The following is a 16,221-nucleotide window of genomic DNA, read 5'->3' on the forward strand; positions in this document are numbered from 1 at the left end:
CCCCTACCGGCCAACCACCCAGTCTCGGTGAGCAGCACCCCGGCAATCGAACCGCCCTCCCCGGCCACAGGGCAACCCGGCCACTACCGAAAACCGTCAGCAAGTCAGGCGGGGCTCCAGCCAGTCCGTGTGGTCGTGGTTCTTCCCGTCCCCGCCATCCGTCGTCCGCAGGACGAGCATCCGCACACCCCGCACATCAGCGCGCAAAGCCACCGCCGGGGAACCGCCCCGCACCACCGCGGTCCCGGCGAGCAGCACCCCATCACCCAGCACCTGGAAAGCAGCCGAACCCGGTTCCGTGGTCTCGTCGTCCAACCCCACCGAAGCGGTGAACTCCGCGCAACCCCGTCCCAAGTAGACGGTCACCTCGCTCGGGGCGTGCGTGCCGAGGCCCTTCCCATACGCCACACCGCCGACCCGCAGCGGATTCCCGTCCCCCGCGGCCTGGTCGCCGACCGAACGGTCCCGCTCCACCGGGCCCCACCCGTTGCTCGCCGAGACGAACGGCAGGTCGCTCACGTGCGCCCCGTCACCCGGGACCGGCGGCGGCACAAAAACCGTCACCGCTCGCGCCACGTGCACGCCCGGCACGTCCAGCGATGGGTCCGCGAAGTCCGCCGCGACCGGGACCTCGTGCTTCCCGGACCCCGGCCCGACCGTCACCGCCCACTTGCCGCGCAGCACCTCGCCCGGCACGAAATCGCCGTCCCGCACCGGCTCCCCCGCCAGGGTCCACCCCTGCGGCACCACCGGCGCCAGCACCACGTCCCGCACCGCGCGGTCCGCGGTGAACTCCGCGCTGATCTCGAACGTCGAACCCGGCACCCGGTCACCGGCGTCGGCCGGGTCGATCGCCAGTGTCGTCCCCGGGACGTGCTGGATCGGCTCGTCACAGGTCGAGCGCGCCGCCGGGCAGACCACCGCGGCGAAACCGCCGTTCGCCGGGACGTCGTGGGAAAGCGCGTCGGCCGCCCGCACCACGCGGCTCTCCCGCAGCACATCGGACCGCGGTGAACCCGGTGCGTCACGCACCACCTCGACCAGCCACTCGCCGTCGCCGAGGAAGTTCAGCGGGACCTCCACCGACCGCGCCGGGCCCGCGGTGATCGCGCCGACGAACCACCGGTCCCCGTGCCGCCTGGCCAGCGCCGCCTCGTCACCGGGCTGCCCGCCCAGGTACCGCGTCTCGTCCCACACCGTCGGCACCTGGTTGAGGAACCGCAGCGCGTTCGGGTGCCGGTCGTAGGCCTCCGGCTTGTCCGCGAAGTGCTGCCACCCCGATTCGTAGAGCACCGGCAGCGCCACCTCGTGCGCCACGCTGGAGGTGCGCGGGCCGACCTCCAGCGCCACCGGGGTGAAGTCCATCGAACCGACCACGTTGCGGGTGAACGGGTGCACCGGGTTGTTCGCCGGCTGCGGCAACTGCTCCTGCCCGTGGACCGCCTCCATGGTCATCACGTGCGGCCACGTCCGCGCCAGCCCGTGCGGAATGGTCGAACCGTGGAAGTTGACCATCAGCTCCAGCGCCGCGGTCTCCGCCAGGAGCTGGTCGTACCACCGGTACCGCGCCTGCGAGTCCGACTCCATGAAGTCCACCTTGACGCCCTTGACGCCCCAGCCCTTGACCTTCGGCAGGGTTTCCGCGCGTTCGGCCGGGGTGTCCAGCGCCTGCCAGTGGAACCACAGCAGCACCTCGACCCCGCGGGCGCGGGCGTACCGGGTCAGCTCCGGCACCCAGTCCTCGCTCCACCCCTCGTCGACCAGCACGTAGGGCCAGCCGTTGCGGGCGGCGAAGTCCACGTAGACCTTCTGCCGGTCGAAGTCCCGCGGGCTCTGGTGCTCGCTCAGCCACGACCAGGCCACCTTGCCCGGCCGGACCCACGAGGTGTCCGCCAGCTTCGACGGTTCGGCCAGGTCGTCGACCAGGGTGGATTCGGTGACCGCGGCCAGGTCGCCGATGATGGCCGTCCGCCACGGCGTCCGCCGCGCGGTGACCCGCTCGTCGGCCAGTTCCACCGCGTACGTGGGCGAACCGGCCTGGTGCACCAGCCTGCTCCCCGCGTACCCGCCGTCCACATCGGACTCGGTCAGCAGCACGTAGTCCTCGCCGGTGCGGAACAGCGACGGGTGGCCGAACTCGCCCGCGGCGGCACCGGCCGCGGTGGTCTCCACCCGCTGGTTCTCGTACCAGGCGTTGTAGGGCAGCAGCCAGGCCGTGGCGTCCGGGGCCAGGGTGTACGCCGAGACCTCCCCGGTGACCACGCCCTCCTCCGGCAGCAGGTAGCGGTAGGCCACGCCGTCGTCGGAGACCCGCACCACCAGTTCGAACCGCGCGTCCCCGGCGGCCAGCTGGAACCGCGCCTCCCGCGCGCGGACGGCCCGCGTGAGCCGCTTGCCGGTGGTCATCGTGTACCGCTCGGCGACGATGCGCTGCCGCTGCCCGAGCACCCGCAGGTCCCGGCTGAGATCGGCGTGCTCGGTGCGCAGCCCGACCGGCGCGGGTGCCAGCACGGTGCGGCCCGCGCGGGCCGCCGAGAAGGTCAGCTCGCCCGCGTCCAGGGTGAGCTGCGCGGACAGCGGCGACCGGGACGACGGCCCGGTGACGGTCCAGCTCGCCACCGCGGAAGCGGACGCAGCAGGTACCACGGCGAGCGAAAGCGCCACCGCCAGTGAGAGCAGAACAGCGGCGGAAGTCCGGCCTGGCCACGTCATCGGAGCACTCCTAAGCACGGCGGGCGCGATAAACCGGCAATTGATGTCAACGTTGTCAACAGCGGGTCGTCGGGAGCGCTGCCACAACGAGACGATCAGCAGCAAACCCCATGGATAGCAGAAGCGCAATGCTCCGTTCGGTGCCGGTGTCGAACACCGGAGGTAATCGCCATTCACCGATGGCCTCGGTTCGGCGCTAGGAATCCGCTTTTGTCTCGGTTAGCGTGCGGCCATGTTCGCCGCCGAACGCCGCCAGGTCATCGTCGAACTCGTCCGCTCGAACGGAGCCGTCTCCCTGCGCGAGCTCGCCCGCATCGTGCAGACCAGCGAGGTCACCGTGCGCCGCGATCTGCGGCAGCTGGCCGCCGAGGGGCTGCTCGCGCGGCGGCACGGCGGCGCGGTGGCCACCAACCGCACCTCCTACGAGCCGAGCTGCACGGAGAAGGCGAAGGTGGCGGGCGCGCAGAAGGACGCGATCGCCGCGCTGGCCGCCGGCCTGGTCTCCCCCGGCGACTCGGTGGCGCTGGGCCCCGGCACCACCACGCAGGCGCTGGCGCGGCGCCTGGTCCGCACCGGCGAGCTGACCGTGGTGACGAACTCCCTGCTCGTGGCGCAGATCATCGCGCAGGCACCCGGGGTCGAGGTGCTCATGCCCGGCGGCACGCTGCGGGCGTCGATCTTCGCCACGGTGGGCAGCGCCGCCGAGGCGGGACTGGCCCAGCTGCGGGTGCGCCACGCCTTCCTCTCCGGCAACGGCCTGACCGCCGCACGCGGCCTGTCCACACCGAACCCGGCGGTGGCCGGGGCCGACCGGGCGCTGGCGGCCGCCGCGGAGCAGGTGGTGGTGCTCGCCGACTCGACCAAGATCGGCGCCGACGCCATGGTCCAGACCATCCCGCCCACCGGCATCGACCGGCTGATCACCGACGACGCCGCCGATCCGGCCGAACTCGACGGCCTGCGCGCGGCGGGCGCGGCGGTGGTGCTGGCCACCACCTGCTCGAACAGCTGACCGTTTCCCGTCCGCAAACGATCAACTCCGGACACCGGTGCCGCCCGCCCTTGCGATCGCGGGTGCGGACGCGGGTTAATGGGAGTCCGGACGAATCACCGCCACAATTCTCCGGCACGTTTTCCCCCAGTCCCCGTTAACCGAAGGGCGTGGAAATGAACCGCCGAATTCTCGTGGCCCTCACCCTCGCGCTGGCCGCCCCGGCCACCACCGTCAGCACCGTCACCGCCGAACCCGCCGCACCGGCCGCCGCCTGCTCCGGGGTGCTCTTCGACGACTTCGCCTACGACTCCCACACCGATCCGCGGCTCGCCCAGCGCGGCTGGCAGCTGCGCAACGGCGGTGGCGGGCCGGGGGTGGGCAGCTGGTCGGCGGCGAACGCGAGCTTCCCGGTGGTGGACGGGCAGCGGGTGCTGCAGCTGACCGCGCACACCGACGGCACCACCGGCGGCACCAGCCAGGCCGAGGTGATGCACCAGCGGAAGTTCTTCGAGGGCACCTATTCCGCCCGCGTGCGGTTCAGCGACGGGCCGGTCGCCGGGGCCGACGGCGACCACCTGGTCCAGACCTTCTTCACCATCACCCCGCTGGCCTTCCCGAACGACCCGGCCTACGGCGAACTGGACTTCGAGTACCTGCCCAACGGCGGCTGGGGCGAGCCCGGCTCGACCCTGTTCCTCACCAGCTGGGAGACCTACCAGCCCGACCCGTGGGTGGCGGACAACCGCAGCACCGCGGTCCGTTCCGGGTTCGCCGGCTGGCAGACGCTGACCGTGCAGGTCTCCGGCGGGGTGCTGCGGTACTTCGCCGGCGACCGGCTGGTGGCCACGCACGACGGGCACGTCTACCCCGAAACGCCGATGATGCTCGCCTTCCAGCAGTGGTTCATCGACCACGCCGCGCACTCCGGCGGCCGCAGCACCTACCGGACGCAGAACGACTGGGTCCACTACGCGGCGAACCAGGTGCTCTCCCCGGCCGAGGTGCAGCAGCGGGTGGCCGGGTTCCGCGCGAACGGCACCACGCACACCGACTCCGCCACCTGCCGAGGTCAGTCCACAGTGGACCGCTGACGCAACCGCGGGCGGTCGTGCCCGCCGCCGTCGGTGAGCGGGATGGCGTCCACGAAGTCGACGCGGCGGGGTGCCAGCGCCTCGCCGCCCCGCTCGGCCACCCAGCTGATCAGCTCCTCGGCGCCCACCGTGGCACCCGGATCGGTGACCACCACCGCGTGCACCACCTCACCGCGGTGGCCGTCCGGCGCGCCGAACACGCAGGCGTCGCGCACCGCGGGATGGGTGATCAGCCCGGCTTCGACCTGCTTCGGGTGCACCGTCACGCCCGCCGAGCGGATGGTTTCCCGCTGCCGGGCGGCCAGGTGCAGGAAACCGTCCTCGTCGAAGTGCCCGGTGTCACCGGTGTGCAGCCGCCCGCCGCGCAGCGCGCGCCGGGTGTCGGCGTGGCGGTTCCAGTACCGCGGCATCACGTGCGGCCCGCCGACCACCACCTCGCCGCGCTCCCCCGGCCGGGCCCGCGTGCCGTCGGGGTGCTCGATCCGGACGTCGGCGATGGCCACGGGGCGGCCGCAGGAGGACAGCGGGCCGAGGCGCCCGGTGGCCACCGCCTCGGCGTGGTCGCGCTTGCGCAGCACGGTCACCTGGTTCGGCACCTCGGTCAGCCCGTAGTACTGCACGAAAACCGGGCCGAACCGCTCCATCGCGGCGACCAGCCGCTCCGGGTCCGCCCGGCCACCGCTGCAGGCCCCGCCGCTGTAGACCACGGTGGTCAGCGACAGCAGGTCCGTGCCCGCCGCCGGGGCGGCGTCCAGCAGCCCGGCGAGCAGGTCCGGGGAGAGCAGGGTGGCGGTGATCCGCTCGCGGGCGATGGTGTGCACCAGCTGCTCCGGATCGGACCGCCCGGCCAGCACGTTGGTGCCGCCGCGCAACCACACCGGCAGCACGAACGCCCCGGCGGCGTGGGAAAGCGGGGTCACGTGGGCGAACCGGTCGCCGTCGGCGAGCCCGAGTTCGGCGAGCTGGCTGAACAACGCGGCGAGCACGGTGCGGTGGGTGTGCACCACGCCCTTGGGCTGCCCGGTGGTGCCCGCGGTGTAGTAGATGCCGTAGAGATCGGTGGGGAACACCGTCGGCGCGCCGGGGTGGTCCGGCTGGCGGGCGGACAGCCACCGCCAGCTGTGCCCGCCGGGCAGCACCGCGTCGTCGTCGACCGAAACTACGTGCTCGACCCCGGACACCCCGCGGATCTGCTGCACCCGCCGCGCGTGGGTGGCGTCGTGGACCAGGACCAGCGCGCCGGAGTCGCAGAGGATGTACTGGTGGTCGGCCGCGCCGAGGCGGGCGCCGACCGGGACCACCGCCAGTCCGGCCCAGAGCGCGCCGTAGTAGACGTCGAGCAGTTCCGGGCGGTCGTGCATCAGGATGGCCACCCGGTCCCCGGTGCGCAGGCCGAGGCCGAGCAGCGCGCGCCCGGCCCGCCGGATGCGGCCGAGCTGGCTGCGGTAGGTGATGCGCTGCTCCCCCGCGACCACCGCGGTGCGCGGGCCGTGTGCCCGCCCCACCCCTTCCACCAGTGCGCCGATGGTCTCTGCGTGCATGCTCCCAACCTAGGTCGGCCGCGGGCGCCACCCAATGTCGGAAGGGGACACCCCGGCACTGGGTTTCCCACAACCCGCTCAACCGGCGGCGTCCATGGAACCGGCGCCCGGCTGCGGCCCGAGCGCCCGCCGCAGCCGCAGGGCGACCAGCAGTTCGGTGCGGCGTTCGGACAGCGCGTCGCCGAGCAGTTCCACGGCGGTGCGGATGCGCAGCCGCACGGTGTTCTCGTGCACGCCGAGTTCGGCGGCCGCCCGCGCCTGCGAGCCGCTGGCCAGCGCGGCGAGCAGCGTTTCACGGATGCGGTCGGCGCGTTCGTTCGCCTCGGCCAGCTCACCGAGTTCCTCGGCCACGAACCGGCGGGCCGCCGCGGGGTCGTCCAGCAGGAACGCTTCGAGGCGAACGTCGGGGTAGAAGAGGAAATCGTCCGGGTCGGCGAGCACCTCGCGCAGCGCGAACGCCCGGGTGGCTTCTTCGTGGGCCCGGCGGAACCCGGCGATCCCGAGCGCCGGGCCACCGGCCACCACCGGTTCACCGTGCCGCTCCACCGCCCCCCGCAGCAGCCGGATGGTGGCCTGCTCCACCCGGCCGGGAAAGCCGAGCCAGCAGGCCCAGAGCCGGGGGGAGCGCTGGACCAGCAGGACCGCCTGGGCGCCGGTTTCGTGACGCAGCCTGCCCAGCCGCCGCTCCGCCTGCGCCCGGTCGCCGTGCAGCAGCAGGGCGACGTGGCAGGCCCGCAGGCGGTAGCCGAGTTCGTTGTCGAGGAACTGGGTGTGGGCGGGTGGCGCGGGGCCGAGCAGTTCCTCGACCAGTGCGCGGCGGCGTTGCTCGCCGGTGTGCACCAGTTCGCCGGCGACCTCGTCGTAGCGGGCGCTGACCAGGCCGAGCACCCGGGTGACGTACCCGAACACGGCCGGGGTGCGGTTGCCGATCAGGTCGGTGACCGTGCCGTCGCCGCGTTCGGCCGCCTCGCCGACGATGGCCAGCCAGCGGTGCCAGAACTGCTCCAGCCCCACCCAGTAGGCGCGTTCGAGGTCCTCGAACGGGATGCCCTTGCCCGCCACCTCCTCGGCGAAGGCCAGCGCGTGCCCGATTTCCGGTTCCTCCTGGTGCAACCGGCCGGCCGCCACGTCGGCGAGCAGGCCGATGTTGCCGCGCACGCACCGCTTCAGGGCGGTGTCGAAGGCGGTTCCGGTGCAGTGGTGCGGGAAAACCCGGGAGGCGATGGCGTGGTGCACCGTCTCCGCGATGGATTCGACTTCGGGCGCGCTCGTCGTTCCCACCCCTCCCTGCCGCACCTCGCAGGATAGCCCGGATGCGGGGCGGCAGGTGGCCGGCGCGGCCGCCGGTTAGGGTCGCTGCATGCGCAGGAAGCTCCGCTCGCCGCTGCCGCAGCGGCACGGCCTCGACCCCGCCCGGCTCCGGCTGCCGGACGACGGTCCGTGGGCGACCCTGCGCGACCACCTGGTGGACCGGCTGCCGCGGGTCACGCCGGCCCGGATCGACGAACTGCTGGCCGAAGAGCGGATCGTCGGGCTCGACGGCCCGCTCGGCCCGGACACCCCGTTCCGGCCCGGTTCGTTCATCTGGTTCCACCGCGACCTGCCGGACGAGGCGCCGGTGCCGTTCGAGATCGGGGTCGTGCACCGCGACGAGGATCTGCTGGTGGTCGACAAACCGCACTTCCTGGCCACGATTCCCCGCGGCAGGCACGTGCTGGAGACCGCGCTGGTCCGGCTCCGGCGTGAACTGGACCTGCCGAGCCTGAGCCCGGCGCACCGGCTGGACCGGGTGACCGCCGGGCTGCTGCTGTTCGTCATCCGCCCCCGGCTGCGCGGCGCCTACCAGACGATGTTCCGGGATCGCCTGGTGCACAAGGAGTACGAGGCGATCGCGCCGGTGCGCCCCGGGCTGGCGCTGCCGCGGGTGGTGCGCAGCCGGATCGTCAAGGAACGCGGCGTGCTGGCGGCGCAGGAGGTGCCCGGCCCGCCGAACGCGGAAACCCGCGTGGAACTCGCCGAGGCACGGGACGGTCTCGGCCGGTACCGCCTGCTGCCCGCCACCGGGCGCACCCACCAGCTGCGGCTGCACATGAGCGGCCTCGGCGTGCCGATCCTCGGGGACGACTTCTACCCCGTGCTCACCGAGACCGCGCTCGGCGACTTCCGCCGCCCGCTGCAGCTGCTGGCGAAGGTGCTGGAGTTCACCGACCCGATCAGCGGGGAACCACGGCGCTTCGAAAGCCGCCGCACCCTCGGAGCGTGGTCCGACTACCCCGCCTGGGCCGCCTGACCCCGCCGCTCACTCCGCGGCCAGCCGGGTTCCTTCCACCCGCGCCTCGATCTTCGCGAAGGCGATGTCCCGCGAAGTCGAGGTGTCGTCGGCGAACGGCGAGAACCCGCAGTCGTCGCAGGTGCCGAGCCGTTCGGGGGGCAGGTATTCCGCGGCCAGCCGCACCCGGTCGCGCACCTGCTCGGGAGTTTCCACCACGGGGTTCACCGGATCGGTCACCCCGACGAAGATCCGCTGCCCCGGGCGCGAGTGCTCCCGGACGACGCCCAGCACGCGCCGGGGATCGGCTTCACTGGCCAGTTGCAGGTAGAACCGCCCGGCGTCGAGCGAGAACAACGCCGGGAGCAGCTCGGCGTAGTCGACATCGAGGCTGTGCACCGAGTCCTGGTCGCCGCCGGGGCAGGTGTGCACCCCGATGCGGGCCCGTTCCCCGGCGGAGAACCGCGCCAGCACCCGGTTGTTCAAGTCCACAAAGGACTGAAGCAAGCCACCGGACGGGTCCAGTTTGAGCGAGAGCCTGCCCTCGGTGAAGTCCAGCTGCACGCTGTCCGCCCCGGCGTCGAGGCAGCGGCGGATGTCGGCCTCCGCCTGGTCGACGAGATCGGCCAGGAACTCTTCGCGGGGATAACCGTCGATGCCGTCCTGCGGGTAGACCAGGCTGAGCGCGGAAGGCGCGATGACCGCCTGCTTCACCGGCAAGCCGGTGTGCTTCTTCGCTTCACGCAGGTATTCGTCGGTGTGGGTGGCGTAGCGGAACGGGCCACCGGTGAGCCGGGGCAGCTGCCGGGTGTGCCCGTCGGCGAACGGGATGACCACCCCGTCCGGCGCCAGCGAGGACAGCCCGGCCAGCGGGTAGGTGGCGAAGCTCGGCTTGCTCTGCTCACCGTCGGTCACCACCGGCGAGCCGGTGGCGGCGAACCGCTCGATCGTCTCGGCGACCGCCCGGCCCCGGTGCGCGGCGAGGGCGGCGGCGTCCATCCGGCCGGCCTCGGCCTCGCCCATGGCCTCGATCAGGTACCGCGGCCTCGGCAGACTGCCGATCGGCTCGGTGGGAATGCGCACGGCGAGAACCCCTCCCGGTCGGCCGGCCCGGTTGCCGGACGGGAAAACCCTGGCCGGTTCGATCATGGATTTCAGCCGCCTGAAGGGTGAACCACCTGCGCCATCCGGGCGTTTGCCACCGGCCACCCCGGGTACCCGCCCCCGCGAGCAACCGATCAACCGCAAGCGCGAAGGGAGCGTCCGTTGGACACCACCACGCTGCGTGCGCTGGCCGAGACCGAAGGCCCGTTCGCCTCGGTCTACTTCGACGATTCGCACGACACCGAAGACGCGGCGAAGCAACTGGAGCTCAAACGCCGGGACATCCGGGAGCAGCTGACCGGGCGCGGCGCCGGGGACACCACGATCGAGGCCGTCGACCAGGCCATCCGCGACGGGCAGCCGCCGGTGGGCCGCAGCGGGCGCGCGGTGCTGGCCGCGCACGGGGAGGTGCTGCTCGACGAGCCGCTGGCCGAGCCACCGGGTGCGCCCGAGGTCCGCTTCTCCGAACTGCCCTACCTCACCCCGCTGGTGGCGCACTCCGCGATCGGCACCCCGTACCTGGTGGTCACCGCCGACCGCACCGGCGCCGATCTCACCGCGGTGGACGCCAGGGGCCGCCAGCAGGCGGCCGAACGCATCGACGGTGACGACCACCCCGTGCACAAGGTGCGCGGTGGCGCGGAAGCCCACCGCGACATCCAGGCGCGGGTCGAGGAGAACGTGCACCGCAACCTGGACCGGGTCGCCGCGCGCACCGCGAAGCTGGCCACCGAACTCGGCGCCGAGCTGATCGTGCTGGCCGGTGAGGTGCAGGCGCGCCGCGAACTGCGTGAGCTGCTGCCCAAGGCGGCCAAGGACATCGCCACCGAGGTGACTTCGGGCGCCCGCACCGATTCCGGCACCCCCGGCCAGCTCGACACCGCGCTCGGCGAACTGCTCGCCGGGCGCAGGCTGGCCCGGCTCGACCGGGTGGCCGAGCGGTTCCGCGCCGAACTGGGCCGGGCCCCCGGGCTGGCGGTCGCCGGCTTGGCGGGGGTGACCACCGCCCTGCGCGAAGGCAATGTGGAGACGCTGCTGGTGACCGAACCGGGCGACCGCACCGTGGCCGTGGGCCCCTCACCCGCGCAGGTGGCCGTCGACCGGGCGGAACTGGCGGCGTTCGGCACCGGCACCAGCACCGAGCACCGCGCCGACGAGGCGCTGCCGGTGGCCGCGGTCACCGTCGGCGCGGACGTGGTGGTCTTCGACGAACGGCTCGACCTGCCCGAGGGCTTCGGCGCCATCCTGCGCCACTGATCGAGGAGCGAGTCCATGAGCACACCGGAACACGACCTGGAGACCCCCGTCGAGGACGCGCTGGAGCAGCGGCGGCCCGCCGAACCGGAGCGGGCGGGCGGGCTCGCCGACACCGGACTGCCGCTGGAGGCCGACCCGGCCGACACCGCGGAGCAGCGGGAGCCCGCCGATCCCCGGCAACTCGATTGACCCCGTGGTGTGGACGCGACCTCGAGCCTCCACATCGGACTGGAAGAACACGGGGACGCCGTGGTGGCGCGGCTGGGCGGCGCGCTCGACGCCGGCAGCGCCCCCCGGTTGCGGGACGCGTTGCTCGGCTGCGCCGCGGACCAGCCGGCGGCGCTGGTGGTCGACCTCGGCGAGCTGACCGTGCGGGGTGCTCGCGCCTCCCGGGTGTTCACCCAGGTGCGGCTGCGGGTGTCCGAGTGGCCGGGCATCCCCCTGCTGCTGGTTTGCCACCGGCACACCGGTTCTCCCGCGGGAGAACCGGTGTACCGGTCGGTGGCCGACGCGCTCGCCCGGGTCCCCGTGGCGGCACCGCGGCGGCGGGCGAGCGTGGAACTGCCGCCGGAACCGGCCAGCACCCGCCGGGCCAGGGACTTCACCAGGGCGCTCTGCGCGACCTGGGCCGTGGACGCCACCCGCACCGGTGACGCGCTGATGGTGGCCAACGAACTCGTCGACAACGTGCTGGTGCACACCGATTCACCCGCGCTGCTCCGCTGCGACCTGCGCGGGGGCACGCTGAGCATCGCCGTGGCCGACCGGTCACCGGTGCTCGCGCGCCTGCGTGAAGGCACCTCCGGCCGGGCGGGCGGCCTCGGCCTGAAACTGGTCGCGCAGCTGGCCAGCCGCTGGGGCTGCACGCCCACCCGGTCCGGCGGCAAGGTGGTCTGGAGCGTGCTGACCGGGCCGGTGCCCGGTTTCACCCGGTCCGGGCGCGGGTAGCCGGATGCCGACCGCCTGACGCCTATGCCAGGGATTGGCCGAGCATGACCGACTTCTTCCCGCCCGGCGGCAGTCCGCTGGACCAGTTCCTCGCCCAGTTCTTCGGCGGTGCCGTACCGGCCCGCCGCCCGCATTCGGTGGACCTGACCCGGCTGCTCTCGGCGCAGGCCAGGGAGCTGATCGCCGAGGCCGCGCGCAAGGCGGCCCGCGCGGGCCTGCCGCACGTCAACACCGAGCACCTGCTCTTCGCCGCCGCCGCGGCCCCGGCGACCCGGCAGCTGCTCGAGCGCGCCGGCGCGGACCTGCGGATGCTGACCGAGCCGGAACCCGGCACGGACGGCGCCGAAGCCACGGCGCCGCCGCCCTCGGCGCTGGCGCCCGGGGTCAAGCGCGCGCTGATCGAGGCGCACCGGCTGGCCCGCGGGCTCGGCGCCTCCTACATCGGACCCGAGCACGTCCTGCTGGCACTGGCGAGCAACGCCGAGTCGACCGCCGGGGAACTGGTGCAGGCGTCGGGCACCAGCGCACCGGCGCTGCACCGCGCGATGACCGCCGGGCTCGAGCAGCGGCGCGAACCGCGGCGGCCGGAGACGAACACGCCCACCCTGGACAAGTTCGGCCGCGACCTGACCGAGGCCGCCCGGCAGGGCGACATCGACCCGGTGGTCGGCCGGGACGACGAGATCGAGCAGACCATCGAGGTGCTTTCCCGCCGCACCAAGAACAACCCGGTGCTGATCGGGGAAGCCGGGGTGGGCAAGACGGCCATCGTGGAGGGGCTGGCCCAGCGCATCGCCGACGGCGACGTGCCCGACGTGCTGGCCGGGCGCAAGCTGGTCCAGCTGGACCTGACCGCGATGGTGGCGGGCACGCGCTACCGCGGTGACTTCGAGGAGCGGATGACCGCGCTGCTGGCGGAGATCCGCGAGCACCGCGACCAGCTGGTGGTGTTCATCGACGAACTGCACACCGTCGCGGGCGCCGGGTCCTCGGAGGGCTCCCCCGGCGCGGGCAACATGCTCAAGCCCGCGCTGGCCCGCGGCGAACTGCACGTGGTCGGGGCGACCACCCTGGACGAATACCGGTCCGGCATCGAAGGCGATCCCGCGCTGGAGCGGCGGTTCCAGCCCATCCTGGTGCCCGAACCCTCCGTTTCGGACGCCCTGGAGATCCTGCACGGCCTCCGCGACCGGTACGAGGCCCACCACGGCATCCGGTACGCCGAGGCGGCGCTGGTGGCCGCGGTGGACCTGGCCGACCGCTACCTCACCGAACGGTTCCTGCCGGACAAGGCGATCGACCTGATCGACCAGGCCGGGGCCCGCGTGCGCCTGCGCAGCGGCAGCCGCGCCGACGAGGTGCGCGAACTCCAGTCCCGGCTCGACCAGCTGAACCGCGAGAAGGACCAAGCCGTCGCGGAGGAGGACTTCGAACGCGCGTCCACCCTGCGCGACGAGATCCGCGGGATCCGCGAGCAGCTGACCGGGGTGCGCGGCGGCGGCGCGGACGGCGTCCGGGAGGTCACCGAAGAGGACATCGCCGAAGTGGTCGCCCGGCTCACCGGGGTCCCGGTGAGCCGGCTGACCGAACACGAGCGGGACCGGCTGCTGCGCCTGGAGGAGCACCTGCACCAGAAGGTGGTCGGCCAGGACGAGGCGGTGACCGCGGTGGCCGAGGCGGTCCGCCGCTCGCGGGCCGGGTTCGCCGAACCGGGCCGCCCGTTCGGCAGCTTCCTGTTCCTCGGCCCGACCGGCGTCGGCAAGACCGAACTGGCGCGGGCGCTGGCCGAAGCGCTCTTCGGCGACGCCGAGCACATGGTGCGCATCGACATGAGCGAGTACGGCGAGCAGCACACGGTGAGCAGGCTGCTCGGCGCGCCACCGGGGTACGTCGGCCACGAGGACGCCGGGCAGCTGACCGAAGCCGTGCGGCGGCGGCCGTATTCGGTGGTGCTGCTGGACGAGGTGGAAAAGGCGCACCCGGAGATCTTCAACGTGCTGCTGCAGGTGCTCGACGACGGCAGGCTCACCGACACCCGCGGCCGCACCGTGGACTTCACCAACACCGTGCTGATCATGACCAGCAACCTCGGCTCGGAGCTGATCACCAGCGGCACCCAGGGCGCGCTCGGGTTCACCCCGGCGTCGGCGGACGCAGACGAGAAGTCGTTGCGGGAACGGCTGATGCGCCGGTTGCGCGAGTCGTTCCGGCCGGAGTTCCTCAACCGGGTCGACGAGATCATCGTCTTCCGCAGGCTCGAGCAGGAGCAGCTCGAGCAGATCGCCGAGCTGATGCTGGCCCGCACCCGGCAGCGCGCGCGGGCGCAGGGCCTCGAACTGGACTTCACCCCGGAGGCCGTGCGCTGGCTCAGCCGCGCCGGTTTCCAGCCCGAGTACGGGGCCCGGCCGATGCGCCGCGCCATCCAGCGGGCGGTGGACAACCCCTTGGCGGATCTGGTGCTGAAGGGCGAACTGCCCGCCGGTGCCCGGGTCCGCGTGTCCGAACGCGACAACGAGCTGTCCTTCGACGTGGCAGCCGGAACAGGAGGACGACCAGCGTGAGACCACAGCGACGCGTCACGGTGTTCGCCCCGTCACCGCAGTTGACGGTGACCATCGAGGAACTGGACGGCATCCCCGAGATGCACCTGCACGCCGGCGGGCAGGGGGTCTGGCAGGCCCGCATGATCGTCTCGCTCGGCGTGCCGGCGGTGCTCTGCGCGGCGCTCGGCGGGGAGACCGGCGACCTGCTCAAGCACCTGATCCCCGGGGAGGGCATCGAGCTGGTCGCCCAGGACGCCCACTCGCGCAACGGCGGCTACGTGCACGACCGGCGCAACGACGAGCGCGAGCCGGTGGTCGAGGCGCCGGGGGAACCGCTGTCCCGGCACGAACTGGACGGGTTGTACGAGAAGACGCTGGTGGAGGGGTTGCGGTCGAAGACGGTCACGCTCAGCGGGCCGTCCACCGGGCAGCCGGTGCCCGCCGACATGTACCGCAGGCTGGCCGCCGATCTGCGGGCCAACGGCTGCCTGCTGGTGGTCGACCTGTCCGGGGAACTGCTGGAGGCGACCGTCGAGGGCAAACCGCAGTTCATCAAGGTCAGCCACGAGGAGCTGCTCGGCGACGGGCGGGCGGACAGCGAGGAACCCGCCGAGCTGATCTCGGCGATGCGGGAACTGAGCAAGCAGGCCGGGGACGCCTCCGTGGTCGTCTCGCGGGCCGCGGACCCGGCGCTGGCCCTGCTCGAAGGGGAGCTGTTCGAGATCGAGGCACCGCCCTTGCACCCGATGGACTCCCGCGGCGCGGGCGATTCGATGACCGCCGCGGTGGCCGCCGCGCTCACCGAAGGCGCTTCGCTGCTGGACGCGGTCCGGCTCGGCGCCGCGGCCGGGGCGCTGAACGTGACCCGGCGCGGGCTGGCCACCGGCAGCGGCGAAAGCGTGCGCGCGGTGTCCGAACGGGTCGAACTGCGGCGGATCAACGAGAGCGGGGAAGCGGCATGACCCGCGTGCTGATCACCAACGACGACGGCATCGACTCCCCCGGGCTGGTCACCCTGGCCAGGGCGGCGCTGCGGCACCAGCTCGACGTGGTGGTCGCCGCCCCGCACGAGGAGTCCAGCGGCACCAGCGCCGGGCTGACCGTGGTGGGCACCGGGCCGGCGGCCAAACCGGTCGAACTGGCCGAACTGCCCGGGGTGCCCTGCCACGCGGTGACCGCGCGACCGGCCTACATCGTGCTGGCCGCCCGCGAGGGCAGTTTCGGCGAGCCACCCGACCTGGTGCTCTCCGGGGTGAACCGGGGCATCAACATCGGCCGGGCGGTGCTGCACTCGGGCACCGTGGGCGCGGCGCTGACCGCGGGCATGAACGACCTGCGGGCGCTGGCGGTGTCACTGGAACACCCGGATTCCGGGCTGCTGCACTGGGACAGCGCGGAGGAGCTGGCCGCGGAGGTGGTCCCGATGCTGCTCGACGCGGCCCCGGGCACCGTGCTCAACCTGAACGTGCCCGCGCGGCCGCGGGCGGAACTGGGGAAGCTCACCCGGGCCGGGTTGTCCTCGGCCGGTGTCGTGCAGACCCGGCTGGAGCGCTCCGGTGATTCCGCCGACGAGGTGGTGACCACCGTGGTGGACGGCAACGCCGAACCCGGCACGGACGCCCACCTGCTGCAGCAGGGCACCCCGACGATCACCGCGCTCCGCTCGGTCACCGAGGACCCGGACTTCGACTGGCCACCGGGGCTCTGAACACCGAAAACGAGGAGTGGGGCACCCGGAAGGCTCCGGGTGCCCCACTCCTCG

Annotated in this window: 13 protein-coding genes; 9 read left to right on the plus strand and 4 right to left on the minus strand. The window is 73.1% G+C overall.

The window, feature by feature from the left end; translation table 11 throughout:
• Positions 1 to 96 precede the first annotated feature (96 nt).
• Positions 97 to 2,712, minus strand: coding sequence for an NPCBM/NEW2 domain-containing protein (locus AC07EG_RS07765; RefSeq protein WP_478252242.1), 2,616 nt, complete (start codon positions 2,710 to 2,712; stop codon positions 97 to 99).
• Positions 2,713 to 2,944: 232 nt separating this feature from the next.
• Between AC07EG_RS07765 and AC07EG_RS07770 the strand changes: the two genes are divergently transcribed.
• Both AC07EG_RS07770 and AC07EG_RS07775 read left to right on the plus strand, forming a co-directional pair.
• Positions 2,945 to 3,724, plus strand: a complete 780-nt coding sequence (locus AC07EG_RS07770; protein WP_478252243.1) for a DeoR/GlpR family DNA-binding transcription regulator — start codon at positions 2,945 to 2,947, stop codon at positions 3,722 to 3,724.
• A gap of 155 nt (positions 3,725 to 3,879) precedes the next feature.
• Entirely contained in the window at positions 3,880 to 4,797 is a 918-nt protein-coding gene (locus tag AC07EG_RS07775) for a glycoside hydrolase family 16 protein (protein WP_478252244.1), read from the plus strand.
• Here AC07EG_RS07775 and AC07EG_RS07780 read toward each other — a convergent pair.
• Together AC07EG_RS07780 and AC07EG_RS07785 are read right to left on the minus strand one after the other, a co-directional pair.
• Positions 4,776 to 6,338, minus strand: coding sequence for an AMP-binding protein (locus tag AC07EG_RS07780; protein WP_478252246.1), 1,563 nt, complete (start codon positions 6,336 to 6,338; stop codon positions 4,776 to 4,778). The two genes, AC07EG_RS07775 and AC07EG_RS07780, sit on opposite strands and share 22 nt — an antisense overlap.
• 78 nt (positions 6,339 to 6,416) lie before the next feature.
• Complete coding sequence (locus AC07EG_RS07785) at positions 6,417 to 7,619, minus strand: PucR family transcriptional regulator (RefSeq protein WP_478252247.1); 1,203 nt, start codon at positions 7,617 to 7,619, stop codon at positions 6,417 to 6,419.
• A gap of 79 nt (positions 7,620 to 7,698) precedes the next feature.
• Between AC07EG_RS07785 and AC07EG_RS07790 the strand changes: the two genes are divergently transcribed.
• Entirely contained in the window at positions 7,699 to 8,628 is a 930-nt protein-coding gene (locus AC07EG_RS07790; protein WP_478252248.1) for an RluA family pseudouridine synthase, read from the plus strand.
• Positions 8,629 to 8,637: 9 nt separating this feature from the next.
• On the opposite strand, the gene AC07EG_RS07795 is transcribed toward AC07EG_RS07790, so the two are convergent.
• Positions 8,638 to 9,690 carry a cobalamin-independent methionine synthase II family protein gene (locus AC07EG_RS07795; protein WP_478252249.1) on the minus strand — a complete coding sequence of 351 codons (1,053 nt, stop codon included), beginning with the start codon at positions 9,688 to 9,690 and terminating at the stop codon, positions 8,638 to 8,640.
• A 183-nt stretch (positions 9,691 to 9,873) separates the two neighbouring features.
• On the opposite strand from AC07EG_RS07795, the gene AC07EG_RS07800 reads away from it, so the two are divergent.
• From AC07EG_RS07800 to surE, 6 genes are read left to right on the plus strand one after another with little or no spacing between them, the layout of a single operon-like run.
• Positions 9,874 to 10,968 (plus strand): Rv2629 family ribosome hibernation factor, encoded by a 1,095-nt coding sequence (locus tag AC07EG_RS07800; RefSeq protein ID WP_478252250.1) that lies wholly within the window; start codon positions 9,874 to 9,876, stop codon positions 10,966 to 10,968.
• Between the two features lie 15 nt (positions 10,969 to 10,983).
• Complete coding sequence (locus AC07EG_RS07805) at positions 10,984 to 11,157, plus strand: hypothetical protein (protein WP_478252251.1); 174 nt, start codon at positions 10,984 to 10,986, stop codon at positions 11,155 to 11,157.
• 9 nt (positions 11,158 to 11,166) lie between these two features.
• Entirely contained in the window at positions 11,167 to 11,916 is a 750-nt protein-coding gene (locus AC07EG_RS07810; RefSeq protein ID WP_478252252.1) for an ATP-binding protein, read from the plus strand.
• Positions 11,917 to 11,960: 44 nt separating this feature from the next.
• The gene (locus tag AC07EG_RS07815; RefSeq protein ID WP_478252253.1) at positions 11,961 to 14,477 is read left to right on the plus strand and encodes an ATP-dependent Clp protease ATP-binding subunit; all 2,517 of its coding nucleotides are present in this window, start codon (positions 11,961 to 11,963) and stop codon (positions 14,475 to 14,477) included.
• Positions 14,474 to 15,421 carry a 1-phosphofructokinase family hexose kinase gene (locus AC07EG_RS07820; protein ID WP_478252254.1) on the plus strand — a complete coding sequence of 316 codons (948 nt, stop codon included), beginning with the start codon at positions 14,474 to 14,476 and terminating at the stop codon, positions 15,419 to 15,421. The genes AC07EG_RS07815 and AC07EG_RS07820 overlap by 4 nt, the downstream gene beginning before the upstream one ends.
• Entirely contained in the window at positions 15,418 to 16,167 is a 750-nt protein-coding gene (gene surE / locus AC07EG_RS07825; protein WP_478252255.1) for a 5'/3'-nucleotidase SurE, read from the plus strand. The genes AC07EG_RS07820 and surE overlap by 4 nt, the downstream gene beginning before the upstream one ends.
• Positions 16,168 to 16,221 lie beyond the last annotated feature (54 nt).

This window comes from Amycolatopsis sp. NPDC045836, assembly GCF_056431745.1.

Excerpts from the sequence above, each read along its gene's own strand:
- AC07EG_RS07780 (WP_478252246.1), bottom strand. The coding sequence starts at position 6,338 with ATGCACGCAGAGACCATCGGCGCACTGGTGGAAGGGGTGGGGCGGGCA.
- AC07EG_RS07805 (WP_478252251.1), top strand. The coding sequence starts at position 10,984 with ATGAGCACACCGGAACACGACCTGGAGACCCCCGTCGAGGACGCGCTG.
- AC07EG_RS07790 (WP_478252248.1), top strand. The coding sequence starts at position 7,699 with ATGCGCAGGAAGCTCCGCTCGCCGCTGCCGCAGCGGCACGGCCTCGAC.
- surE (WP_478252255.1), top strand. The coding sequence starts at position 15,418 with ATGACCCGCGTGCTGATCACCAACGACGACGGCATCGACTCCCCCGGG.
- AC07EG_RS07775 (WP_478252244.1), top strand. The coding sequence starts at position 3,880 with ATGAACCGCCGAATTCTCGTGGCCCTCACCCTCGCGCTGGCCGCCCCG.
- AC07EG_RS07765 (WP_478252242.1), bottom strand. The coding sequence starts at position 2,712 with ATGACGTGGCCAGGCCGGACTTCCGCCGCTGTTCTGCTCTCACTGGCG.
- AC07EG_RS07815 (WP_478252253.1), top strand. The coding sequence starts at position 11,961 with ATGACCGACTTCTTCCCGCCCGGCGGCAGTCCGCTGGACCAGTTCCTC.
- AC07EG_RS07770 (WP_478252243.1), top strand. The coding sequence starts at position 2,945 with ATGTTCGCCGCCGAACGCCGCCAGGTCATCGTCGAACTCGTCCGCTCG.